At 70.6% G+C, this 22,492-nt stretch carries 22 protein-coding genes; 4 read left to right on the top strand and 18 right to left on the bottom strand.

What is annotated here, in order from left to right; translation table 11 throughout:
• The first annotated feature begins 366 nt into the window (after nt 1–366).
• The 4 genes from WS54_RS31975 to WS54_RS31960 all read left to right on the top strand — a co-directional run bounded on the left by WS54_RS31975 (nt 367) and on the right by WS54_RS31960 (nt 4,465).
• On the top strand, nt 367–1,353 hold the full coding sequence (locus tag WS54_RS31975) for a TRAP transporter substrate-binding protein (protein ID WP_059781854.1): 987 nt from the start codon (nt 367–369) through the stop codon (nt 1,351–1,353).
• A complete protein-coding gene (locus tag WS54_RS31970; protein ID WP_059781852.1) occupies nt 1,350–1,922 on the top strand; it encodes a TRAP transporter small permease in 573 nt (190 codons plus the stop codon). Before WS54_RS31975 ends, WS54_RS31970 begins: the two co-directional genes overlap by 4 nt.
• 4 nt (nt 1,923–1,926) lie before the next feature.
• The gene (locus WS54_RS31965; protein WP_059781851.1) at nt 1,927–3,279 is read left to right on the top strand and encodes a TRAP transporter large permease; all 1,353 of its coding nucleotides are present in this window, start codon (nt 1,927–1,929) and stop codon (nt 3,277–3,279) included.
• Between the two features lie 94 nt (nt 3,280–3,373).
• Nucleotides 3,374–4,465, top strand: coding sequence for a lactonase family protein (locus tag WS54_RS31960; protein ID WP_059781849.1), 1,092 nt, complete (start codon nt 3,374–3,376; stop codon nt 4,463–4,465).
• 22 nt (nt 4,466–4,487) lie between these two features.
• On the opposite strand, the gene WS54_RS31955 is transcribed toward WS54_RS31960, so the two are convergent.
• Genes WS54_RS31955 through WS54_RS31870 form a run of 18 tightly spaced genes read right to left on the bottom strand, consistent with a single transcriptional unit; the run spans nt 4,488 to nt 22,482 of the window.
• Nucleotides 4,488–4,733, bottom strand: coding sequence for a hypothetical protein (locus WS54_RS31955; protein ID WP_059781848.1), 246 nt, complete (start codon nt 4,731–4,733; stop codon nt 4,488–4,490).
• 32 nt (nt 4,734–4,765) lie between these two features.
• Nucleotides 4,766–6,184: an FAD-binding oxidoreductase gene (locus WS54_RS31950; protein WP_059781846.1), complete on the bottom strand. Its 1,419-nt coding sequence runs from the start codon at nt 6,182–6,184 to the stop codon at nt 4,766–4,768.
• A gap of 2 nt (nt 6,185–6,186) precedes the next feature.
• On the bottom strand, nt 6,187–6,729 hold the full coding sequence (locus WS54_RS31945; protein ID WP_034208960.1) for a hypothetical protein: 543 nt from the start codon (nt 6,727–6,729) through the stop codon (nt 6,187–6,189).
• A gap of 37 nt (nt 6,730–6,766) precedes the next feature.
• Nucleotides 6,767–7,846, bottom strand: a complete 1,080-nt coding sequence (locus tag WS54_RS31940; RefSeq protein ID WP_059781843.1) for an ABC transporter permease — start codon at nt 7,844–7,846, stop codon at nt 6,767–6,769.
• Nucleotides 7,839–8,852 carry an ATP-binding cassette domain-containing protein gene (locus WS54_RS31935; protein WP_059782027.1) on the bottom strand — a complete coding sequence of 338 codons (1,014 nt, stop codon included), beginning with the start codon at nt 8,850–8,852 and terminating at the stop codon, nt 7,839–7,841. The genes WS54_RS31940 and WS54_RS31935 overlap by 8 nt, the downstream gene beginning before the upstream one ends.
• A gap of 11 nt (nt 8,853–8,863) precedes the next feature.
• On the bottom strand, nt 8,864–9,937 hold the full coding sequence (locus WS54_RS31930; RefSeq protein ID WP_059781842.1) for a TauD/TfdA family dioxygenase: 1,074 nt from the start codon (nt 9,935–9,937) through the stop codon (nt 8,864–8,866).
• A 3-nt stretch (nt 9,938–9,940) separates the two neighbouring features.
• Nucleotides 9,941–10,603: a class I SAM-dependent methyltransferase gene (locus tag WS54_RS31925; RefSeq protein ID WP_027786439.1), complete on the bottom strand. Its 663-nt coding sequence runs from the start codon at nt 10,601–10,603 to the stop codon at nt 9,941–9,943.
• 28 nt (nt 10,604–10,631) lie between these two features.
• Entirely contained in the window at nt 10,632–11,870 is a 1,239-nt protein-coding gene (locus WS54_RS31920; RefSeq protein WP_059781840.1) for a citrate/2-methylcitrate synthase, read from the bottom strand.
• Between the two features lies 1 nt (nt 11,871).
• Complete coding sequence (locus WS54_RS31915; RefSeq protein WP_059781838.1) at nt 11,872–13,719, bottom strand: acyl-CoA dehydrogenase; 1,848 nt, start codon at nt 13,717–13,719, stop codon at nt 11,872–11,874.
• Nucleotides 13,719–14,810, bottom strand: a complete 1,092-nt coding sequence (locus WS54_RS31910; protein ID WP_059781836.1) for a hypothetical protein — start codon at nt 14,808–14,810, stop codon at nt 13,719–13,721. Before WS54_RS31910 ends, WS54_RS31915 begins: the two co-directional genes overlap by 1 nt.
• Nucleotides 14,807–16,390 (bottom strand): acyl-CoA ligase (AMP-forming), exosortase A system-associated, encoded by a 1,584-nt coding sequence (locus tag WS54_RS31905; protein ID WP_059781835.1) that lies wholly within the window; start codon nt 16,388–16,390, stop codon nt 14,807–14,809. Before WS54_RS31905 ends, WS54_RS31910 begins: the two co-directional genes overlap by 4 nt.
• A gap of 20 nt (nt 16,391–16,410) precedes the next feature.
• Nucleotides 16,411–17,586, bottom strand: a complete 1,176-nt coding sequence (locus tag WS54_RS31900; protein WP_059781833.1) for a PLP-dependent decarboxylase — start codon at nt 17,584–17,586, stop codon at nt 16,411–16,413.
• A complete protein-coding gene (locus tag WS54_RS31895) occupies nt 17,576–18,565 on the bottom strand; it encodes a 3-oxoacyl-ACP synthase (protein WP_034208967.1) in 990 nt (329 codons plus the stop codon). The genes WS54_RS31900 and WS54_RS31895 overlap by 11 nt, the downstream gene beginning before the upstream one ends.
• A gap of 1 nt (nt 18,566) precedes the next feature.
• A complete protein-coding gene (locus WS54_RS31890) occupies nt 18,567–19,550 on the bottom strand; it encodes a ferritin-like domain-containing protein (protein WP_052100393.1) in 984 nt (327 codons plus the stop codon).
• A gap of 1 nt (nt 19,551) precedes the next feature.
• The gene (locus tag WS54_RS31885; RefSeq protein WP_034208968.1) at nt 19,552–20,181 is read right to left on the bottom strand and encodes a hypothetical protein; all 630 of its coding nucleotides are present in this window, start codon (nt 20,179–20,181) and stop codon (nt 19,552–19,554) included.
• Nucleotide 20,182: 1 nt separating this feature from the next.
• Complete coding sequence (locus WS54_RS31880; RefSeq protein ID WP_059781831.1) at nt 20,183–21,058, bottom strand: hypothetical protein; 876 nt, start codon at nt 21,056–21,058, stop codon at nt 20,183–20,185.
• A 7-nt stretch (nt 21,059–21,065) separates the two neighbouring features.
• The gene (locus WS54_RS31875; RefSeq protein WP_011350104.1) at nt 21,066–21,320 is read right to left on the bottom strand and encodes an acyl carrier protein; all 255 of its coding nucleotides are present in this window, start codon (nt 21,318–21,320) and stop codon (nt 21,066–21,068) included.
• A 58-nt stretch (nt 21,321–21,378) separates the two neighbouring features.
• On the bottom strand, nt 21,379–22,482 hold the full coding sequence (locus tag WS54_RS31870; protein ID WP_059781829.1) for a hypothetical protein: 1,104 nt from the start codon (nt 22,480–22,482) through the stop codon (nt 21,379–21,381).
• Between the last annotated feature and the right edge of the window lie 10 nt (nt 22,483–22,492).

Here is a 22,492-nt window from a genome sequence, read left to right as displayed (position 1 = left end):
GCATCGCGACGGCGTGACTGTGTTGTGATCAGTCATCCTATAACGATGGCAAGCGAAGCGAAAGAAGACCGTCGGATGTCGGGAAAGCGCGTCATCGGCGTCCGATTCGCCTGTCGGCCGGTTTCCGGAAAACGTTTCGCGAAAAAGCGCGAAGCCAGAGAATGCGATTCCCCGTTTCCTGCCAAAATCCTTTGATGGCAGCGGTTATAGGGGTATGCACCAAGTGAGTTAAACGGTTAACCGACGTACATTCGCTGAACACGTCATACGACGTATGACTCTGCGGTTCGAGGAAGCGCATCGGCGACGCCCGCGCGGGCCGACGGATCGCCGCACAACAACGATCGACCATCAAGGAGACTCACCATGAAGCACCGATTCACCGGCTCCCGTACCGCGCTGGCCGTCGCACTGCTGGCCGGCTTCGCGATGTCCGCGCAGGCGCGCGTGTTCCGCTCGGCGGACGTGCACGGCGACAACTTCCCGACCAACATGGCCGTGAAGTTCATGGGCGACGAGCTGTCGAAGCAGACGGGCGGCAAGGATTCGATCAAGGTGTTCGGCAACAGCGCGCTCGGCTCGGAGAAGGACACGGTCGACCAGGTGCGCATCGGCGCGATCGACATGGCGCGCGTGAACGGCGCATCGTTCAACGAGATCGTGCCGGAATCGCTGATCCCGTCGTTCCCGTTCCTGTTCCGCGACGTCGCCCATTTCCGCAAGGCGATGTACGGCCCGGCCGGCCAGAAGATCCTCGACGCGTTCACCGCGAAGGGGATGATCGCGCTGACGTTCTACGAGAGCGGCGCGCGCTCGATCTACGCGAAGCGCCCGGTGCGCTCGCCGGCGGACATGAAGGGGCTGAAGGTGCGCGTGCAACCGTCCGACCTGATGGTCGACGAGATCAAGGCGATGGGCGGCACGCCGACGCCGATGCCGTTCGCCGAGGTGTACACGGGCCTGAAGACGGGGCTCGTCGACGCGGCGGAAAACAACCTGCCGTCGTACGAGGAAACCAAGCATTACGAAGTCGCGCCCGATTACTCGGAGACGCAGCACGCGATGACGCCGGAAGTGCTGGTGTTCTCGAAGAAGATCTGGGACACGCTGTCGCCGCAGGAGCAGGCGGCGATCAGGAAGGCGGCGGCCGATTCGGTGCCGTACTACCAGAAGCTGTGGACCGCGCGCGAAGCCTCGGCGCAACAGATGGTGACGAAGGGCGGCGCGAAGATCCTGCCGGCCGCGCAGATCGATCGCGCGGCGTTCGTGAAGGCGATGCAGCCGCTGTGGACCAAGTATGAAAAGACGCCGCAGATGAAGCAGATCGTCGACGAGATCGAGGCCACCAAGTGACGCGTCGCACTTCCCTGAACGGCGCGGCAGCCGCGGGCTCGCCGGCCGCTGCCCCGGACGGCGCGGCGCCGGCGCGACCGCACGCCGCGCCGCTGTTGCGCTGCGTGAACGACGTGCTGTTTCGCGTGCTGGCCGTGATCGCGTCGGCGTGCCTCGCGGTGCTCACGGTGCTGGTGTTCTATGCGGTCGTGATGCGCTACGCGTTCGACAACGCGCCGGATTTCGTCGAGCCGATCGCGTTGTTGCTCGTGATCGTGATCGCGATGTTCGGCGCGGCGATGAAGGTGCGCGACGGCGGCCATATCGGCCTCGATTCGCTGGTGCGCCGGCTGTCGCCGAAGGCGCGCACGGTCGTCGTCGCGATCCAGCACCTGAGCCTGATCGCGTTCGCGATCATGATCATGATCGGCTGCGGCAGCATGGCCGCCGAGACGATGGGCGACCGCATTCCGATCATCGGGCTGCCCGAAGGCGTGCGCTACCTGATCGCGATGCCCGCGGCGGTTGCGATCGTCCTCTTCTCGCTCGAGCACCTGCTCGCGCTTCGTCGTTCTTCGTCGGGACAATAACGCCATGGAACTCGCGATCCTGTCCGTCAGTTTTCTGATATTTCTCGTCCTCGGCGTGCCCGTGTCGTTCGCGCTCGGCATTGCGTGCGTGCTGACCTACATGGTCGAAGGCCTGCCGATCGCGACCGCGATGCAGGCGATGATCTCGGGGATGAACGCGTTCTCGTTTCTCGCGGTGCCGTTCTTCATTTTCTCCGGCGAACTGATGCTGCATGGCGGCATCGCGGACCGGATCCTGCGCTTCGCGCAGGCGAGCGTCGGCCACTTCCGCGGCGGCCTCGGGATGGCGAACGTCGTCGCGTGCACGCTGTTCGGCGGCGTGTCGGGCTCACCGACCGCCGATACGTCGGCGATGGGCGGCGTGGTGATTCCGCTGATGAAGCGCGAAGGCTACAGCGCCGCGTACGCGGTCAACGTGACCACGCATGCGTCGCTCGCCGGCGCGCTGATGCCGACGTCGACCAACATGATCATCTACGCGTTCGCCGCGCAGGGCATCACCGGGATGCTGCACGGCCAGCCGGTGAGCGGCGTGTCGATCGGCGACTTGCTGTTCTCGGGGCTCCTGCCGGTGTTGTGGGTGATGGGCTTCGTGCTCGCCGCAGCATACTGGCAGGCCGTGCGTCACGGCTATCCGCGCCGCGATGACGGCTCGTCCGCGCTGCCGCGGTTTCCCGGCTGGTATGCGGTGCTGCGCAGCTTCGTCGGCGCGGTGCCCGGGCTGATGGTGATCGCCATCATCCTCGTGTGCGTCGCGAAGGGCATCGCCACCGCGACCGAAGCGGCCGCGATCGCCGTCGTCTACTCGCTCGTGCTGACCGCGGTGGTCTACCGGACGCTCACCGCCGAGAAGCTGCGCCGCGCGCTGTCGCATGCGGCGCGCACGACGGGCGTCGTGCTGCTGCTGATCGCGGTGTCCAACATGCTGCGCTTCCAGATGTCGTACCTGGAGATTCCGGATGCGATCGAAGGGTTGCTGAAGCAGTCGACCGCGGCGCCGTGGCTGATGCTGCTGTACATCAACATCATCCAGGTGTTTCTCGGCACGTTCGTCGACATGGCCGCGCATATCCTGATCACAACGCCGCTGTTCCTGCCGATCGCGATGGCGTGCGGCGTCGGGCCGGTGCAGTTCGGGATCATGCTGCTGCTGAACTGCTCGCTCGGTCTCGTGCACCCGCCGATCGGGTCGGTGCAGTTCGTCGGTTGCGCGATCGGCAACGTGTCGATCGGCGAGACCACGAAGATGGCGTGGCCCTACTATCTGGCGATCTTCAGCGCGATCAACATCGTCACGTACCTGCCGTTCTTCTCGACGTGGCTGCCGAGCCTGATCAGCGGGCACGCGGTGTTCTGACGGCGTGCTTCGCGCGTCGCGGCGCCGGACGACCGAGGTGGTCCGGCGCCGCGCTCGCATGCGCGGCTCCCTTTCTGCACTTCCCGTCACTTCCATGAAAACGACTCTCGTGCGGCGCGCCGTTGCGGCGGCCGCGTTGACGATGGCGGCCTCGCTCGCGCACGCGGCGACGTATGCGTACGTATCGAACAGCGACAGCCGCGACATCTCGGTGTTCGGCGTCGACACGTCGAACGGTGCGCTGACCGCGATCGAAACCGTGCCGGTCGGCGGCGCGGTGATGCCGATGGCGCTGTCGCCCGATCATCGTCGCCTCTACGCGGCGTTGCGCTCGACGCCGTATCGCGTCGTCAGCTTCGCGATCAATCCGCTCGACGGGCGGCTGTTCGAGCTGGGCCGTGCACCGCTCGCGGACAGCATGGCGTACGTGTCGACCGATGCGTCGGGCCGCTACCTGTTCTCGGCGTCGTACGGCGGCAATCTGCTCGCGGTGAACCGGATCGGCGCGGACGGCGTCGCGGGCGACGTGCTGCAGACGGTGAAGACCGGCCCGATGGCGCATGCGATCCGTCAGTCGCCCGACGGCCGCCATGCGTTCGCGTCGGTGCTCGGCGCCGATGCGTGGCTGCGCCTGCCGTTCGATGCGTCGACCGGCAGGCTGACCGACACGGGCGAGCCCGCGTATCGGCTGCCGGAGAAGTCGGGTCCGCGCCATTTCGTGTTTTCGCCGAACGGGCGGTTCGCGTACCTGATCGATGAGCTCGACGGCAAGCTGCACGCGATCGCGCTGTCGCACGGCGGTGCCGATGCACGGCCGATCCAGACCGTATCGATCCTGCCGCCCGATTTTCACGGCGACAAGCCGTGGGGCGCCGACCTGCATCTGACGCCCGACGGTCGCTTCCTGTACGCATCGGAGCGCACGTCGAGCACGCTCGCCGCGTATCGCGTCGACGCGAAGTCGGGCACGCTCGCGCGAATCGGCACGTTCGCGACCGAGCAGCAGCCGCGCGGCTTCGCGATCGATCCGTCGGGCCGGTATCTGCTCGCGGCCGGGCAATTGTCGCCGACGCTGGCCGTGTACCGGATCGACGGCCGCACCGGGCGCCTGGACGCGATCGGCAAGTATCCGGTCGGCAAGGGCGCGAACTGGGTCGAGATCGTCACGTACGACGGGACGAACTGACGGCCGGCCGCCCCGCAGGCGGTCAGTCCCGGCGCGGCGCCGGCTCGACGTCGCCGTCGGCCGACCGTTCGTCGCGCCAGTCCGCCAGCGCGCGCCACAGCGCCGGGCGCGCATGGTCGCGCGGCGGCAACCGGATCACGTGAGCGACGCCGCGCACGTTTACCACGACGCCCGAGTCGGGCAACGTTCCAGGGATGCCGGAGGACGAGCGCTCGTCGGTGTCCGGTTCGGCCGCGGCGTGCGGGCCGGGCGAGTGTCGAAACATCATGCGAAATCTCCGTGGCGCCGCGCAGCGACGCGTCAGTAGCGAACCCGCCCGATCAGGCCCAGCGGGTCGACGGCGTGCTGGACCGCGGCGGCGACCTGCCGTTGCGCGGCCGGCACGTGCTTGCGGTAGTACGCGATATTGACGGGCCCGACGCCGTGCTCGGCGCTGAAACAGCCGCCCGCGCGCGCGACGCGGTCGTACAGCGCGCCGCGCAGCGCCATCTGCTGCAGCGGCCCGTAGCGTTGCGCGTCGGCATGCGGAATCGACACGACGAGATGGCAGCCGCCGTCGCCGAAATGGCCGAACGCGTGGCAGCGCAGCGACGGATGCGCGGCCGCGAGCCATTGCTCGGCATCGGCGACGAATCCGGCCAGCGCGCCGCGCGGAAACGACACGTCGAACGACAGCGGCATGCCGTCCTGCGCGACCGCGGCCGGCAGCGCGTCGCGAATCCGCCAGAACCGTTCGGCCGGCGCGCACGCCGCGTCGAGCACCGCGCGTTCTTGCGCGAGCGCGTCGAGCGTCGCGACCGCGCGTTCCTCGAGCAATGCATCGAGCCCGGGCATGCCGGTCGCGATCTCGACGAGTGCGTAGCATGCGGCGGCGTCGGCCTCGAACGGCACCCGCAACGCCGGAAACACGGCGGCGACGCGACCGATCGCCGCCGCCGACATGAATTCGAACGCCGACAGCATCTCGCCGAATGCGCGCTCGAACGCGAGCAGGCCGGCGAGCGCCGCGTCGTACGACGCGAACGCGACGAACGCCGCGCACGACGACCGTTCGAGCGGCGCGAGCGCGAACGACACGGCCGTCACGAGCCCGTTCGCGCCATTCGCGCCGATGAAGCACTGCGCGACGTCGAAGCCGGCGTTGCGCTTGCGCAGCGGCGCGAGCGCGTCGATCACGGTGCCGGCTTCGTCCGGGAGCACGACTTCGACGCCGAGCACGTGACGGCGCACGTCGCCGTACTTGATCAGGCGGCTGCCGCCCGCGTTCGCGCCGACGAGGCCGCCGGCCGCCGGATCGCTGCCGAGATCGATCGGCAAGCAGAGCCCGGCTTCGCCCGCCACCCGATTGAGATCGGACAGCCGCACGCCGGCCTCGACCGTGATGCTGCGATTGGCCGGATCGAACGCGCGCACGGCGCGCATCCGCTCGAACGACACCACGCATTGCGTGCCGCTGCGATCGGGTACGGCGGCGCCGACGAGCCCGGTGCGCGCGCCCTGGGCGACGAGCGCGATCCGGTGCGCGACGGCGACGCGCACGAGCGCGCGCGTGTCGGCGGTCGAGGCCGGCCGCGCGACGCCGAGCGGCACGCCGCCGTAGCGCGCGACGTCGGTCGCATACGGCTCACACGCCGCGCCGTCGAGCCAGCCGTCGCCGAGCGCCGCGGCGAGCGCGTGCCGCTGCGCGGCGTGCGCCGCATGGGCGGGCAGCGCGTTCATCGTCAGCTTGCCCGCGCGAGCTGCTTGCGCAGCCGGCCGCGCACGACGACCAGCGCGATCAGCGGCACGACGCCGCCCCACAGCGGGCTGTGGCGCATCGCGATCGACACCGCGAGCGCGACGACGGTGACGGCGAGCAGCACGAGCGATAGCGAACGCGCCCGCGCGTGGTCGACGAACGCGCCGTCGACGAAGCCGCCGTCCGACCAGGCGGTATGGACGATGCCGACTACCAGCACGCAGACGAGCATCGCGGCCGGCCCGAGTTCCTCGCCCCACAGACGGCTACCTGTCGGCGAGACGAGCGCGAGCACCGCGCCGATCACGAGGAACAGGTCGACGCCGATCGCGATGCTGTTGCGCTCCGCGCGGCGGATCAGCCACGCGCCGTGCACGAGCGCGAGCACGCCGCCGATCAGGAACGCGTGGGTCCAGCGCAGGCCCGGCTGCTCCGGGCCGAGCCGGCCGTAGAACAGGAACACGATCGCCGGCAGGAAGTTGCTCGCATGCAGCAGGTAGTCGGTTATGGGATGGTTCGATTTCATCGGTGTCTCTCCTTCGTCGAAACGGCGTGGCGACGCGTCAGGCGTCGTGCCAGCGGAACAGTCGCGCGGCGGCGAACAGGAACAGCGCGGTGCACGCGGTCATGCCGAGCAGTTGCGGCGCGAGCTGCGCGTACGGCGCGCCGTCGACCAGCGCGCCGCGCAGCGCGACGGCGAACTGGTTGGTCGGCAGGAACGCGAGCCCGGCTTTCAGCCACGCGGGTGCGTCGTGCATCGGGATCGTCAGGTCGCTGAAGAACAGCAGCGGGTAGTAGGTGACGTTGCACGCGAGTTCGGCCGCCGCGAGCGACCGGGTGCGGCTGGCCAGCAGCACGCCGATGCTCAGCACCATCGCCGCGCCGAGCAGCACGATCGGCAACGCGCGCAGCCCGTCCGGCGTCGCGATCGGCAGCGCGATGCCGAACGCGACGCGTGCGACCGTCAGCAGCACGAGCGCCGACAGCGCCATCATCGCCATGCGCGCGACGATCAGCGCGGCGAGGAACACGCCGCGGGAGACCGGGAAGCACACGTACAGCTTGAACGTATTGCGCTCGCGCAGCGCGGCGATCGCGGTGGTCGTCGAGTTCAGGCCGATCGCCATGAACGCCATGACCAGGATGCCGGTCGCGAAGAACGCGCCGTAGTCGAACGGCCGGCGCGCCGGCGCGGCATTCTCGAAGCGTGCCTGCGCGGCCGGCAGCCCGAGCCGCTGCGCGGCGCAGCGCGCGAGCGCGATCTCGACGACGCGCGACGCGGCCTTGACCGCGAGCGGGCCGTTGAAGTCGTAGCGGATCGTCGCCGGCGTGCGTTCGTCGGCGCCGAGCACGACGGTCACGCGATCGGCCGGCGCGCCGCGGCCGCCGAAGGTCGCCTTCACCGTGTCGCTGTGCGACAGGCTGTCGACGATCTGCGCTTCGCATGCGCGGCTGTACGGCGTCGCGCCGCCGGGCGCGTCGAACGCGATGTCGGCCGTGCCGAGCGAGCCCGAGCCGCCGAACGCGAACAGCATCACGCTCAGCAGGAATACCGGGAACACGAGCGTCCAGAACAACGACGAGCGGCTGCGCAGATAGCCGAGCAACTCGTTGCGCACGAGGATCAGGAACACCTTAGTCATGGGTCGGGCCCTCGGTGCACAGGCGCAGCAGGTCGCCCAGCGTGCTCGGCGCGAGCGCGAGATGCTGGATGCCGCGTTCGCCGACGATCCGGTGCACGTTCGGATGCAGCGTCGCATCGCCGAACGCCTCGACCACGTGCGCGGCCGACACGCGCACGCCGGTCACGCCGGGCAGCGCCGCGAGCCGCTTGTGCAGCGCGCGCGCGTCGGCTTCGTCGCGGCAATGCAGGACCGCGCGCGCGTCGCCGACGAGCTCGGCGCGCAGCGTGTCCCGGTCGCCCTGGTAGCGCACGCCGCCGTCGCGCACCCAGACGAGATCGTCTACCACGCTCAGCTCTTCCTCGGAATGGCAGATCATCGCGACGCTCGCGCCCCGCGCGCGATCGCGCAGCAGGTCGATCACGACGCCCGCATAGCGGCGGTCGAGGCCCGTGAACGGCTCGTCGAGCACGGCCAGCTCGGGCCGGTGCGCGAGCGCGACGTACAGGTCCACGCGCTGGCGCTGCCCCTTCGACAGCGCGCGGCACGGCTTGTCGAGCAGTTCGGCGATGCCGAGCGCATCGACGATCACCGCATCGGTGTGCGCGTACATCGCGCGGTGCAGCGCGACGATCTCCGAGACGCGCAGATGATCGGGATACTCGACCTTCTGCAATTGCGCGCCGATCCGCTGCAGCGACCGCGAATCGCGCATGAAGCGCTCGGCCGGCACGTCGAGCACGCGCACGTCGCTGCCGCCGCGCCGGAAGCCGAGCAGCGTTTCGAGCAGCGTGGTCTTGCCCGAGCCGTTCGGCCCGACGATCGCGGTGATCGCGCCGAGCCGGAACCGCACGTGGCGCGCGCGGAAGCGGAAATCGCCGGCCGTGACGTCGATCGCGCGCGCGCCGAGCGCCGCGCCCGGCGCATGCGCATCGGGCAGCGGCGGCAGGCCTGCGCGCTGCGGCCGGTCGAACGCGGCGGGCGCGCCGAACATCGCGCGCACCGACGCAAGAAACGAAACGCTCATCGTGGGCATCCTCAGTCGAACAGCATGACCTGCGTGTCGCGCGCACCGCGGTACGGGTTGCGGCCGTGCGCGACCAGCATGTTGTCGACGACGAGCACGTCGCCGGCCTGCCACGGGAACGCCCGCTCCTCGACGTCGAGCGCGTCGTAGATCGCTACCAGATCGTCGAACGGCATCGGCGTGCCGTCGCCGTAGCGGATCTCGTACGGGAACGCGGCGCGTGTGCCGTACATGCGCTGCAGGTAGCGATAGCTGAGCTCGCCCATCGAACGCGGATTCGGGTGCTGCGCGCTCGCCTGGTTGAACCACACCGTCTCGCCGGTGCGCGGATGCGTGCGCAGCGCGCTGCCGACGTGCGACACGGTCACGCTGCCGTCGTCGAGCCAGCGGCAGCCGACACCGCGTTGCGCGCACAGTCGCTGGACCTCGTCGCGATCCGTCGTGCCGAATGCGTCGTCCCACGGCCGGTGGTAGGCGGCGAACGGCAGGTTCGGGTTCGCGGCGAGGTCGTCAGCGCGGTCGCCCGGCGCCGCGAAATTGCGCAGATACATCACGCCGCGTTCGGCGAACCGCGCGCGCAGCGCGGCCGGCACGCGCGCGGTCACGCGGCGCATGTCGCAGATCGGCGTCTCGCCGCCCGCGTCGGCCGGCTGCCGGCAGTAGAACGCGACGAGGCGCGGGAACGCGGGCATGTAAGCCATCTCCTGATGCAGCCCGATCCTGAACGGCGGCGGCATGCGGGTCGACTCGTAGACCTGGCCGTCGATCTGCCGGCGCGGGGCGGCGCCGGCCGTATAGCCGTTCGCGTGCGCCGGATAGAGCGCGCCGAGGCGGCCGAACGCGGCGGTGTCGGGCACCGCGAAGCCGCGCCACAGCAGCGCGCCGCATGCGTCGAGGAGCGTGTCGATCGTGTCGAGCCGCGAGCGGTACCACGCGACGAACATCTCCGGCGACGTCGCGAGTTCGGCACTGCGCGGCGTCACGCACAGCGGCAGCGTCGCGCCAGGCGCGACCGCCGCGCAATGCACGTCGTCGGCGCCGAGCCGCGCGGCGGCATGGGCGGCGAGGAAGGCGAGATCGGTCATCGCTCAGGCCAGCGCCGGTTTCTTCAGCAGGATTTCGAAGCCGAGCGCGCCGAGCCCCGCGCTCGGGCTGTAGATCGACGCCACCGCCGCGAGGCCGGCCGCGGCGACGAGCGCATGCGCTTCGTCGAGCGTGATTTTTTCCTCGACGTGGGTCGGCGGATAGTCGGCGGCCGCGCGCATCTCGGTGAAGCGGTCGAGCAGGTGCTGCGGCGCGTCGCGGCGCATGTCGTGCACGAGCGCGATGCCGCCCGGCTCCAGCACGCGATACATCTCGGTCAGGCTGAGCGCCTTGTCGGGCAGGTGATGCAGCGTCGCGCGGCCGACCGCCATCGTCAGCGTGCCGTCGTCGAACGGCAGCGCGAGCGCGTCGCCGACGCGCATCTCGATCGTGTCGTCGAGCCCGAGTTCGCGGATGCGCGGGCGGCCTTCGTCGAGCATCGCCGGATCGAGGTCGATGCCGACGTAACGCCAGCCGCGCATCGCCGGATCGGTCGCCAGGCGCACCGGCACGACGCCGGTGGCCGTGCCGATGTCGGCGATCGTGCCGGGCGTCATCCCGCGCGCCAGCTGGCGGATGCGACTGATGAACAGCAGGTCCCAGGGTTCGAGCGTTTCGGTGGCGAAGCGATCGTAGTCGTTCGCCGGGCGCAGGTTCTTGAGCAGCATGACGTTCCTTGTGCGAAAGGGTGAGGGTTCACAGCCAGCCGACCGGCACGGCGGCCAGGAGCCGTCGCGCGGTCGCGCTGTTGACGCCGAACGCGGGGCGGCGGCGCCGTTCGACCGCATGCGCGGCCATCGCCGCGATGCGCGCGCCGAGCCCGACGCCGACGCCCCACGACGGCGCGGCGACGCCGAGTTCGAGCAGCGTCGCGGCGGTCAGGAAATCGATGTTCGGCCGCAGCGCGCGGCGCGCGTCGGCCTGCGCGCAGCACGCGTCGAACAGCGTCACGTAGCCGCCGTCGAAGCCGCATGCCGCGAACCGGCCGCGCAGGTGCGGCGGACGCGGATCGGCGACGAACAGCGGATGGCCGAAGCCGTACAGCGTGCGCTTCGCGTCGAGCGCCGCATCGATCGCCCCGCGCCCGGCCGCGTCGAGCGCGGCCGGCGGCGCGCCGGCGCCGCCCGGCACCGAGCGGGCGAGCGCCGCGAGCCACTGCATCGCTTCGAGCGCCGCGCCGACGTGCGACGGCCCGCTGGCGAGGAAGCCGGACGCGATCGCCTGCGCCAGCGTGACGCCGGTGCCGATCGCGACGCGCGGCGCGAGCACGGTCGGCGTGATGTAGCCGAAGCCGGCGTGCCAGGCGACGAGCAGCATGTCCATGGCCGCTTGCGCCGGCGCATCGCCGCGCGTCGCGCCGGTCAGCACGAGCATGCGTTGCGCTTGCGTCGCGGCCGCGTCGAGCGACACGCGGCCGGCCGTGCCGGCGGCGAACGGCCGGCCCTCGATCGCCGCGTGCAGCAGGAACGGCGCGGCGGCCGCGCACAGCAGCATCGTGTCGAGATCGGCATCGTCCGGCGCCGGGCCGCGCACGCGCCCGGTCACGTCGTCGAGGCCGCGCAGCAGGCCGGACGCGGCCGCGAACACCGGCGCGACGCCTGCCGCGCCGAGATCGGCGGCGACCGACTGGCCGACCGAGCCCGGCGCCAGCGCGTCGGCGAACGCCGCGAGCCGCGCACCGAGCGTCGCCTCGTGCGCGCGATGCGCGGCGCTGCCGGGCGCGACGTCGAACCACAGATGCGCGAGCGCGCCTTCGAACGTCGTCGCACCGATCAGCGCGTTCAGGTCGAGGTCGCGCACGCGCAGCGCTTCGGGGTCGAGCGTCGCGCCGTCGATGTCGGTGCCGCGATGGCGCGTCGCCGCGCGGCCCAGCAGGTTGCGCGGCGCATCGCCGGCCGCGGGGATGGAGGTGCGGGAATCGAGTGTCGTGTCCATGTCATTCCGCCGCGGCAAGTTCGTCGCTGCTGACGCTGATCGCCGCGTGCGCCATCGCGGCGATCACGGCCGCGTGCTGGTCGACGACGGGCAGCACGTTCGCGAAGTAATAGCGCGCGCTTTTCAGCTTGCCGCGATAGAACGCGAGCTCGGCCGGCGCGTCGGCCGTTTCGGGCGCGTCGAGCCGGCGCGCGGCGATCGTCGCCGATTCGAGCAGCACCCACGCCGACGTGACCACGCCGAACATCTCCAGGAAGCGCGTGTAGAACTGGCTGCTGCGATGCGTGTGGCCGTCCTGCACGTCGCGCGCGATGTCGTCGAGCGCGACGGCGATGCGGTCGGCGCCCGCGCGCAGCGCGTCGAACAGCGGCCGCAGCTCCGCATGCGTGCCGGGTTGATGCTGATGGGCGAGGAACGCGTCGAGTTCGTCGCGGTAGTACTGGATCAGCCGCGAGTGACGGCCGAAGCCCAGCTTGTCGCGCACGAGATCCTGCGCCTGGATGTAGTTCGTGCCTTCCCAGATCGACAGGATCTTCACGTCGCGCGCGTTCTGCTCGACGGGGCTCGCGTCGGTGTAGCCGAGCCCGCCGTGCACCTGGATCGCCGTCTCGCAGATGCGCCACGCCTGGTCGGAGATGAACGCCTTGCAGATCGGCGTCAGCAGCAGTTGCAGCTTGCGATGGCGTTCGATCTCGGCCGGGTCGGCGTCGGGCGTCGCTTCGAGCATCGCCGCGCGCGTCGCGGTCGCCGCGAGCTTGCCGAGCAGCCCGCGGCAGCCGTCCACGCGGCTTTTCATGTCGACCAGCATGCGCTGCACGTCCGCGTGCTCGACGATCGCGACACGCGCGGCGTTCGTGTTCGACGCGCGCTCGATCGGCCGGCCCTGCAACCGGCGGCCCGCATACTCGACCGCGTGCAGGTACGCGCTCGACGCGACGCCGACGCCGAACATTCCGGTGCTCATCCGCGCCTGGTTCATCAGCGGCATCAGCTGCAGCAACCCGACGTTGCGCCGGCCGCCGAGCAGCCAGCCCTTGGTTGTGCCGTTCGCGCCGAACACGAGGTGCGTGTTCGCGCAACCCTTCAGCCCCATCTTGCGCGGCAGGCCGATGCAGTCGACGTGGTTCGGTTGCAGCTCGCCGGTTGCCTCGTCGGGCCAGAAGCGCGGCACGACGAGGCACGACAGCGAGAACGAATCCGGCGACGCCGTGTCGATGCGGCCGAGCACGAAGTACAGCGTGTTTTCCGTCAGTTCGTGCATGCCGGCCGAGATATAGACCTTCTCGCCGTCGATCGCGTAGACGTCGCGTTCGAGCGGCGTCGCGCGCAGCGCGACCGCGGTGAGGTCGGTGCCGGCCTGCGGCTCGGTCGCGCAGAAGCACGCGTCCCAGCGGTACGCTTCGAGCGGCGCGACGAGCGCTTTCTGGTGCGGCGTGCCGTGCATCTGCAGCAGCTTGATCGCGGGGCGCGTGAAGCCGCCGTAGGTCATGAACGACGGATTCGCGCCCATGAACATCTCGTAGATCATCTGCGTGACGATCGGCGGCAGCCCGTGCGCGGTGCCGAACAGCGTGTTCGACCACTCGTCGCGAAAGCGCGCCCACAGCGCGTGGAAATGCGAAGGAATCCGTACCTGTCCGTCGTCGAGCAGCGTGCAGCCCTCGACGTCGGCCTGCTGGTAGCTGCGGCCGAGGTCGAGCGCGAAATCGCGTGCGCGTTCGAGCAGCGCATCGACCGACGCGCGATCGTGCGCGCTGTACGGCCCATGTTCGAGAAAGTGCCGGTCGGCCTCGAACAGTTCCCACAGAAAGAAGCGCAGTTCGCGCAGGCTGACCTTGTATGCGCTCATCATGCGTCTCCTTCGATATCGAGCGCGGCGTCGAGGCCGCCGGCCAGATCGACGACGGCCGCCGCCGCCGCGCCGTGCAGCGCCGCATCCCACACGAGCACCGTGCGGCGTTCGCCTTCGTCCAGCGCGCCCGCGAGCCGGATCAGCGCGGCGGCCGATTCGGCGGACGACAGATGGCCCGATCCGTCGTGCTGGATGCGCGCGGCGACCGGAATCGACGCGGCGTCGGCCACGCGCGCCGCGAAGCCGGGATCGAAGCCGGGCGGCACGCACCAGTCGATCTGGCTCGCGCGCAGGTTGGCTTGCTCGAGCGCGCGGCGGATCGCGCGGGCGGCGACCGGCGCGAGCGTGTCGCGCAGCGCGACCGGCGCATCGGCCCACGGATCGGCGATCGACGGCCCGAATTCGAGCGCGACCGCCCGCACGCCGCCCCATGCGACCGGCTCCGGCGCCCGCCCCGCGCGCGACACGAGCAGTGCGGCGGCCGCGTCGCCGTAGCCGACCAGGTCGCCGAACTGACGGAAGAACGGGTAGAGCCACTTGTCGCTGAGGATCACGAGCGCCTGGTCGCCTTCGTCGAGCAGCCCGTCGAGCAGCATCAGCGCGGAATACCAGCCGAGCGTGCCGTTCTGGCCGAGCGCGAACGGCGTCACGCGCTGCAGCCCGAGTTCGTATTGCATGCGGCCGACGACCGAATCGCCGATGCCTTCGTTGAGTGCGCAACTTGCGACGATCACGTGCGTCGTGCGCGCAAGCGCGCCGGAGCCGAGCTGATCGCGCAGGTCGAGCGCGGCATCGGCGGCCAGATCGGCGAGGCTGCGCCCGGGCGGCGCGACGCGCAGCACGGGCCGGCCGCCCGGCGCGAGGCGCGTGCCTTCGTCGGGCGTCAGCGCGCCCGTGCCGCGCGGCCGCGCAAAGCGCGCCTGCGGCAGCAGCAGGTGCCGGTAGCCGGGATGGCGCTCCTGCGCCTGGATCGCGCTGAACACGACGGCGGGCGGCAACACCACGACGCCGCCGGACAACGCGAGCGTGCCGGGCGCGGCGACGCGGGGCGCGCCGATACAGGTTTCATCGAGCGTCGACAAGGTCATGCGGCGGTCTCCTCGAGGTTCGGGCGCGCGAATGCGTCGCGATACTGCGCTTTCAGCGCCGGTCGGTCGATCTTGCCGTTCGGGTTGCGCGGCAACGCCGGCAGCGGCTCGACGACGAGCGGGTTCATGTAGGTGGGCAACGCGTCGCGGCACGCCCGCGCGATGTCGGCGCGGCACGCGTCGGCGTCGAGCGTCGACACGACGCACGCGGCGATCGCTTCGCCGAGCGCCGGGTGCGGCACGCCGAACACGGCGGCCTCGCGGATGTGCGGCAACGCGAACAGCACGTCCTCGACCTCGGTCGGGCTCACGCGATAGCCGGACGTCTTGATCATGTCGTCGCCGCGCGCGACGAAATACAGATAGCCGTCCGCGTCGCGCCGCACGATGTCGCCGGACCACACGGCGACGTCCGGGCGCGGGATCTCGCCGTGCCGGCGCGGCAGCGGGCGAAAGCGCTGCGCGGTCAGCTCGGGCCGGTTCCAGTAGCCGAGCGTGACGAACGCGCCGCGATGCACGAGTTCGCCGGGTTCGTCGGCCGCGCATTCGCTGCCGTCCGCGCGCAGCACGAGGATTTCCGCGTTCGGCACGGCCTTGCCGATCGACGTCGGGCGCAGTGCCGCGTCGGCCGGTGCGAGGTACGTCGAGCGGAAGGCCTCGGTGAGCCCGTACATCAGGTAGGGCGACGCTTGCGTGAACAGCGCCTGCAGGCGGTGCAGCAGCGGTGTCGCGAGATGCCCGCCGGTATTCGCGAAGCGGCGGATCCGCGTGCGCGCGGCATCGCTCCAGCCGGCGGACGCGAGCTGCATCCACAGCGGCGGCACGCCGGTGATCGACGTGACGCCGAACGCGTCGCAATGGCGCGGCACTTCGGCCGGCTGCAGGAAGTCGAGCGGCGTATAGCATGCGCCGGACGCCAGCGCGGTCGTGAGCTGGCTCAGGCCCGCATCGAAGCTGAGCGGCAGGACGCCGAGCACGACGTCGTCTTCGGCGAGCCCCTGGTACGCGGCGACGCTGAACGCGCCCGACACCAGGTTGCGGTGCGACACGACGACGCCTTTCGGCTTGCCGGTCGAGCCGGACGTGTAGAGCAGCGCGGCCGGATCGTCGTCGACCGGGCGGCCGGCGGCGGCCGCTGCCGACGCCGGCGTGTCGGTGCCGGGCGAGTCGATCGCATCGGCCAGTGCCTCCATCAGCATCACGCGTTCGCCGACGAGCGCGGCGAGCGCCGGCAGGCGCTTGAGCCGCTGCGCGCCGGTCACGAACAGCGCGGCGCCGCTATCGGCGACGATGTGTTCGATCTGCGCTTCCTTCAACTGCGGATTGACCGGTACGAAGATCGCGCCGAGTGCGTTGGCCGCGAGCATCGCGACCACGGTTTCGATGCGCTTCGGCGCGTAGATCGCGATGCGTTCGCCGGGCTGCACGCCGCGCGCCGCAAGCACGGCGGCGGCGCGCCGGACCGCGCGGGCGAGCTGGTCGTAAGTCAGTGTGCCGCCGCCGTCGGCATACGCCGGATGCTGCGGCCAGCGCTGCGCGCCGTGTTCGAGCAGGTCGGCGACGCTGATCAATGCATTCATGATCGGCTCCTCTGGAAGGTCTAGGCCGGCCGCACGTACACGTGCGCGGCTTCGTGGGACAGGAAATGCGCCATCGAGTACGTGCGGTGATACGCGCCGCAGCGTGCGAACACGGCGATGTCGCCGACCTGGGGCGGCGCGCCCGTGTCGGCGCGGCCGATCACGTCCGCGCGGCTGCAGGTGCTGCCGACGTAGAGCGTCGGCACGCCGCGAGGGACCGGCGCGGGTGCGAGGCGCACGAGCGACGGCGTGGCCAGGCGGCGCATCACCGATTCGGTCTGCGCGAGCAGGAACGCATGCGACAGGCCGCCGTCGCAGACGGCGATCGTGCGGTCCTGCCACGCCTTCACCGCGACGACGCGCGTCGCGAACACGCCCGCATCGGCGAAGATCGCGCGGCCGGATTCGTGCGCGGGCGAATACCGGCCGGCCAGCGGCGCGAGCGCGGCGGCATAGCGTTCGAACGCGGCATCGCCCGGATGATCGTCGGCAAAGCCGCCGCCGAGGCTCAGCGCGCCGAGCGGCGCACCGTTGGCCGGCGCGAGATCGCGGGCCAGCGCCGCGAGCAATTCGGGCAGCACGAGCGTGTCGGGCTGCGTCGCGTCCTGGCGGATGAACGAATGCGGGCCGGAGAACACGTGCAGCCCGGCCACGGGCAGGCCGGCGGCCGCGAGCGTGCGCACCGCGTCGTGCGCCTCGTTCGGCGTCATCCCGAAGTGGTCGTGCCACAGCGAGCGCGCGTGGACGCCCGCCAGTGCGCCGGCATTCACGCGCAGCAGCACCGCGCCGGGCGTGCTGCCGCCCGCCGCCGCTTCGTGCGCGAGCGGCACGAAACGCGCGACCGCGTCCGGGTTGTCGAGCACGAAATGGCAGCGCGACGCGAGCCCCGCGCGCATGAACATCTCGTCCATCGCCGGATTGTTCAGGTAACGCGGCGTCTTGATCCGGCCGATCACAGCGTCGAGCTCGCCGCGGCTCGCGAGTTCGACGCCGTCCTCGTACGCATGCGCGCAGCGCGCGAGCATGTCCTGGTTCGGGTTCGCCTTCAGCGACACGATCAGCCGCGTGCCGAGCCGCGCCTTCAGCGACCGGTAGCGGGCGATCGCGACGTCCGGCTCGTACACGTAGCACGGCGTACGCAGGTCGGCGATCCAGGCGTGATCGCCGGCGGGCGGAAGCGGGCGTTCAGGCGTCATGGCGACCCACCGGATGAAGCGTGGCGGCTGCATACGCGCCGCAGTTCGACTGCATCACGCCGAGCACGCGCCGGCCGCGCGCGACCGCATCGAGCCCCACGTCGGCCAGGTTGATCGGAAAGTCCGAACAGCACGCGTGACCGCGCGCATGGATGTTTTCCGCATACAGCCGCTCGGCCGGCACGCGCATCGCGCGGCACAGCGCGTTCCAGCCGGGCAGGTCGGCGTTGTGCGGCAGCACGAGATCGTATGCGTCGAGCGCATGCGGCTCGAGCGCGACGGCCGCGTCGATCGCGCGGCGCGTGTACGGCCACTCCATCATGATCAGGTCGGCCTCGTTCGCGGCGACGGTGTCCGAACCGCGATGCCATTTCGCGTGCGTCTCGATCGCGATGCCGCCGAGCCGGTTCTTCGTGCTGTTGCGCGCGATCAGCATCGCGGCCGCGCCGTCGCACTGCACGCCCGTCATCTGCCGCATCCGGTAATCCTCGCCGTACACGCGGTCGGACGACACGACGAGCGCCGCATCGAGCTGCGGATGGCGGCGCATCAGCGCGCGCACGGTCTCGATGCCGGCCGCGACCGACACGCAGTTCAGTTGCGCGACGGAGCCGAGCCACAGCGGCTCGATGCCGAACTGCGCGGCCACTTCATGCGGCAGGCTGCGCGGCGCCGGCGGCACGCTGAACTGCTGCGTGTGCACGTGCACGATCGCGCCGACGTCGGACGGATGCACGCGCGCGGTGTCGAGCAGCCGGCCGACGGCCGCGATCGCGAGATCGGTCTCGCTCGTGTCGAGCGCCATATGGAAATAGCGGCTACCCGACTGCGCGATCGCGGCCGCCCGCTGCGCCGGATAGTCGCGTTCGGCGGCCCAGGCCTCGATATCGACGGGCGGGCCCGGCAGCTCGTAGGCCACTGCGTCGATGCCGATCCAGAAGCCGGCGTCGCGGGATGCGTGGGAGGAGGGCATCGTCATGTCAGTTGAGCGGCATCGCCGCGTAGTCGAGGACGTCGAGCTTTTCGAAGGTCGCCTGCACGGTCGGCGTGAGCAGGCCCATCTCGCGGATCGTCGGCACGAGGCGCCGGAAGATCGAGCGGCGGATCGAGCTCGACACCGGCGATTCGCGCACCATCGCGCTGCATTCGCGCTTCGACAGCCCCATCGGTTCCCAGATGTCGTCCGCGCACAGGTGTTCGTACAGCACGGCCGCGCCTTCGCAGACGAATTCCTCGCGCTCGCGCAGCTCGTGCGCGCTCATTTCCGCGTACACGCGGCACAGCGTGATCCGGCCGACCGCGAAGTGACGCGCCTCGTCGCGCTGGATCCGCAAGAACAGGTCCTTGACGAACGGATCGGTGCTGTACGCGACGACGCTCTGGAAGATCGACAGCGCGATGCCCTCGACGAGCACCTGCATCCCGAGGTTCGTCATGTCGAGCGCGCTGCTCGTGATCGTGTCGTGCAGCAGTCCCTTCAGCGAGCGGCTCATCGGGTAGCTGACGTCGAGCTTCTCGTTGACGAGCTTCGCGTACGCCTCGACGTGGCGCGCTTCGTCCATCATCTGCGCGGCCGCGCACAGGCGCGCGCTCAGGCCGCTCTCGGCCGACGCGAGCTTCGACGCGCAGATCAGCGCGGCCTGCTCGCCGTGCAGGATCTGCGACAGCAGCCAGCCCTGCGCGTGATGGCGCACCTCGCGCTTGTCGGCGTCCGCGAGCTTGCCCCACAGCTCGGTACCGTAGATCAGGAGCGTCGGGTCGGGCATGCCGAGCGGATTCGCCGGGTCGAGGTCGTGGCGCCAGTCGACGTCGGTCGCGACATCCCACTGCGCGGCCTTCGCCTTCTCGTACAGCCGGTTCAGCGCCTCTTCGCGCAGCGCGTAGTCGTTCGACATCAGCGCATCGACGGGCATCGACCAGCGGATATCGGCCGTGTCCTGCATCACGGTAAGCGTGTCATTCATGTCAGGGTCTCCCCGGCCGCGCGGCGGCGCCGGAATGATGGGCGGAATCGATGAACGGAGCGGCGGCGCGCGACGCGCCCGGGTGCGGGTCGAGCCGGATCGCATAGGCCGGCCACGCGCCGCGCAGTTGCGCGTCGAACGCATCGGCGAGCCGCGCGGGCCAGATCGCGCAGCACACGCGGTTGTCGCCGGCGAATTCCGCATCGCGCAGGATGCGGTCGCCGATCCAGACGACCGGCGCGCCGCGCGCGGCGTCACGCAACGCTTCGTCGTACAGGTGCACGCCGAGCAGCACGTGCGGCGCGAGCAGTTCGGCCGGCAGCGCGCCGAAATACGGCGCACAAACTTCGATGAACAGGCGCGCGTCCGGATGCACGGCGCCGCGAATCCGCGCCGCGATTTCCGCGAGGAATGCGAAATACTGGACGTGGTCGAGCAGCACGCGTCGTTCGCCGCCGGCCACGTCGTACGTATTGCCCGCGTCGTACGCGTCGCCGGCCGCCTCCGCGAGCGCGGCGCGCGCATAGTCGGCCGGCGTGTCGAGCGGCATCCGGTATGCGCTGGCCGCGACCGCAACCGGCTGGCGCACGTCGCGCGCGATCCGGTACGTGAAGTGAACGGGTCGCACCATGTCACGCCTCGCCGTCGAGAGAGAACGTCGCGTCCGGCGCGAACGCGACGTCGGCGATCGCGTAATAGCCGTTCAGCGCGAGCGAGCAGACGGCCGCGCGGCGCGGCGTGTCGCCGTCGCGGTGCGCGAGCAGCACCGACAGCCACGGGTCGCTGCCGAACGCATGGCCGAACAGGCCGTGGCCGTCCGGCAGCAGCGGCGTCTTGCCGACCGACGCGAGCAGCGCGCGGCGCGACGTGGCCGGAAAGAACGGCAGCGCCGCGTGCAGCCCGGGGCGCGCCGCGCAGAACGTGCGGATGGCGCGACCGAGCCGCACGACCGCGCTGGCCGGCGGCGCGGCGTCCGCGACGACCGACTGCGCCGGTTCGCGGCCGACGTCGACGAGCAGCGTGCAGACGCCGAAGCCCGAGCGCCCCCAGGCGGGATTGCCGTGCCAGTACGTATAGCCGTGCACGTCGATGTCGACGATCTGCAGCAGCAGCGTGCGCGGCCCGGTCTCGGCGGCGGTCGCGAGCGTGCGGCGCAGCACGTAGCCCCAGCCCGCGCACTCGTACGAGCATGTCATCCAGTCGGGCGTGTAGTCGTTCGTACCGGCGAGCGCCTGCGCGAACACGCGATGCTGCGGCGAGTCGTTCATCAGCAGCATCGACAGGATCGTCGAGCTGACCACGTAGTCGTCCGCGCCGATCGCGCCGCACAGCCGCTCGCGTTCGGCACACGCCAGCGCGCCGATCGAGCGGGCCGCGTCGTCGAGCGGCACGGCCGCGCCGTCGCGCGACGGCGCGACGCGCCGGTACGCGAGCGCCTGCACGGTCAGCGCGGTCGCCGGAGCCGGCTGGACGGCGGCTGCCGCCACGGGGGCAAGGGGCGCGAGCATCGTCGTATCAGGCCGCGTGCTGCTGGCGGCGCAGCTGCGCGTCGAGCTGCTGCAGCGTCGTGTATTGCGTGATGTTCAGCGCTTCCGGATCGATCGAACCGTAAAGCTGTTCGCAGAACACGATCAGCTCGACGATGTTCAGCGAATCGATGCCGAGTTCGCCGATGCCGGCGTCCGTGTCGACGGTTTCGACGTTGAGGATCTTCGCGACTTCGCGGGACAGGATGTCGAGCGCGTCGGCCGGAACGTTCTGGGTCGTCATGAGGGGAGCTCCTGAAGTTGAGTTGGATTGATCGGGATCGATCGGCCTGTCGCGTGGGTCAACTGCCGGCTTCGCAGCGCAGGCTCTTGCGAAGCTCGTGATAACAACGGTACGAACTGCCTTCCATCTTCGAAAACGCCAGCAGGTCGCGCTGGTCGTCGAACAGCGGCACCTTGCCGTCGCGGACGAGCGCGCTCAGAAACTCGTTCGACAGCAGCTTGATCGCGAGCACGCGCTGCACCTTGCCGAAGCTGTAGTGCGCGTCGTCGGTCTGGTTGCGCGCGGCGTCCGCGATGAAGCGGTGCACCGCGCGGGCGTCGGCGTCGAGCTCGACGCGGCCGGTCCGTTCGAGCCAGCCGACGTGCGCCATCAGCGCGCGCACGAAGTACGGCCGCACGACGGTCAGGTATTTGTTGAACACGGTCGGGCCGCCGATCCGCAGGCGATCCTCGGCGGCGATGCGCACCTGGCCGCCGACGTTCGCGAGCTGCAGGTTGCCCGCGAGGAACGGCGCGCCGCAGGTCGCGCGCGTCAGCTTGCGGTACTCGTCGGGCCACACGAGATAGGCGGCCGGGAACATCACACCCGGCAGGCGTGCCGCGACGACGGCCATGCAGTCGCGGTGCGCCTCGATGCCCCACACCTTGTCGACCGTGAGCGCGAGCCCGTTGTCGTCGCTGCGTGCGACGGTGCGCCAGGCGGCCAGCGTCGGGCCGCCGCCGTCGCTCATCAGGAACGCGAAGTTGTGGCCGGCGTCGATGCACTCGCATGCGCGGCGGTTCTGATCGTCCGAGAAGAACAACCCGAACATGATGCGGATGAACGCGCGCATGAACGGCTTGAACAGGTGATGAAACCCTTCGCGGCCGATCTGTTCGAGCAGCGCTTCGGTGAGCGGCGCCTCGTCGTGCCGAAGCGGCGTCGACGCGGACGCATCGGGCAGCACGTCCGGCGTGGACGCGCGCAGCGCGATCACCATCTCGCTGTCGAGCAGCCGCACGGCGGCGGCTTCAACCAGCCGGGCCGCCGCGCGCGGCGGGGTGCCGAGCGTGTCGAGGTTGTCGAGGTGGCGCAGCACCGGATACGCGGCCTGGTCGGCCACGCGCAGCAGCAGCGGCGAGGGCGGCGTGGCGGTCGAAGCGGGAACGGAAAGCGTGGACATGGCAGGGTTC

This window comes from Burkholderia sp. NRF60-BP8, from assembly GCF_001522585.2.
Taxonomy (GTDB): Bacteria; Pseudomonadota; Gammaproteobacteria; order Burkholderiales; family Burkholderiaceae; genus Burkholderia.
Note: the sequence above shows the minus strand (reverse complement) of the source record. Positions and strands in the feature narration are given on the sequence as shown.

Excerpts from the sequence above, each read along its gene's own strand:
- WS54_RS31960 (WP_059781849.1), top strand. The coding sequence starts at position 3,374 with ATGAAAACGACTCTCGTGCGGCGCGCCGTTGCGGCGGCCGCGTTGACG.
- WS54_RS31940 (WP_059781843.1), bottom strand. The coding sequence starts at position 7,846 with ATGACTAAGGTGTTCCTGATCCTCGTGCGCAACGAGTTGCTCGGCTAT.
- WS54_RS31975 (WP_059781854.1), top strand. The coding sequence starts at position 367 with ATGAAGCACCGATTCACCGGCTCCCGTACCGCGCTGGCCGTCGCACTG.
- WS54_RS31905 (WP_059781835.1), bottom strand. The coding sequence starts at position 16,390 with ATGAATGCATTGATCAGCGTCGCCGACCTGCTCGAACACGGCGCGCAG.
- WS54_RS31935 (WP_059782027.1), bottom strand. The coding sequence starts at position 8,852 with ATGAGCGTTTCGTTTCTTGCGTCGGTGCGCGCGATGTTCGGCGCGCCC.
- WS54_RS31875 (WP_011350104.1), bottom strand. The coding sequence starts at position 21,320 with ATGACGACCCAGAACGTTCCGGCCGACGCGCTCGACATCCTGTCCCGC.
- WS54_RS31925 (WP_027786439.1), bottom strand. The coding sequence starts at position 10,603 with ATGCTGCTCAAGAACCTGCGCCCGGCGAACGACTACGATCGCTTCGCC.
- WS54_RS31920 (WP_059781840.1), bottom strand. The coding sequence starts at position 11,870 with ATGGACACGACACTCGATTCCCGCACCTCCATCCCCGCGGCCGGCGAT.
- WS54_RS31930 (WP_059781842.1), bottom strand. The coding sequence starts at position 9,937 with ATGACCGATCTCGCCTTCCTCGCCGCCCATGCCGCCGCGCGGCTCGGC.
- WS54_RS31880 (WP_059781831.1), bottom strand. The coding sequence starts at position 21,058 with ATGCTCGCGCCCCTTGCCCCCGTGGCGGCAGCCGCCGTCCAGCCGGCT.
- WS54_RS31945 (WP_034208960.1), bottom strand. The coding sequence starts at position 6,729 with ATGAAATCGAACCATCCCATAACCGACTACCTGCTGCATGCGAGCAAC.
- WS54_RS31870 (WP_059781829.1), bottom strand. The coding sequence starts at position 22,482 with ATGTCCACGCTTTCCGTTCCCGCTTCGACCGCCACGCCGCCCTCGCCG.
- WS54_RS31895 (WP_034208967.1), bottom strand. The coding sequence starts at position 18,565 with ATGACGATGCCCTCCTCCCACGCATCCCGCGACGCCGGCTTCTGGATC.
- WS54_RS31950 (WP_059781846.1), bottom strand. The coding sequence starts at position 6,184 with ATGAACGCGCTGCCCGCCCATGCGGCGCACGCCGCGCAGCGGCACGCG.
- WS54_RS31955 (WP_059781848.1), bottom strand. The coding sequence starts at position 4,733 with ATGATGTTTCGACACTCGCCCGGCCCGCACGCCGCGGCCGAACCGGAC.
- WS54_RS31915 (WP_059781838.1), bottom strand. The coding sequence starts at position 13,719 with ATGAGCGCATACAAGGTCAGCCTGCGCGAACTGCGCTTCTTTCTGTGG.
- WS54_RS31890 (WP_052100393.1), bottom strand. The coding sequence starts at position 19,550 with ATGAATGACACGCTTACCGTGATGCAGGACACGGCCGATATCCGCTGG.
- WS54_RS31900 (WP_059781833.1), bottom strand. The coding sequence starts at position 17,586 with ATGACGCCTGAACGCCCGCTTCCGCCCGCCGGCGATCACGCCTGGATC.
- WS54_RS31910 (WP_059781836.1), bottom strand. The coding sequence starts at position 14,810 with ATGACCTTGTCGACGCTCGATGAAACCTGTATCGGCGCGCCCCGCGTC.
- WS54_RS31965 (WP_059781851.1), top strand. The coding sequence starts at position 1,927 with ATGGAACTCGCGATCCTGTCCGTCAGTTTTCTGATATTTCTCGTCCTC.
- WS54_RS31885 (WP_034208968.1), bottom strand. The coding sequence starts at position 20,181 with ATGGTGCGACCCGTTCACTTCACGTACCGGATCGCGCGCGACGTGCGC.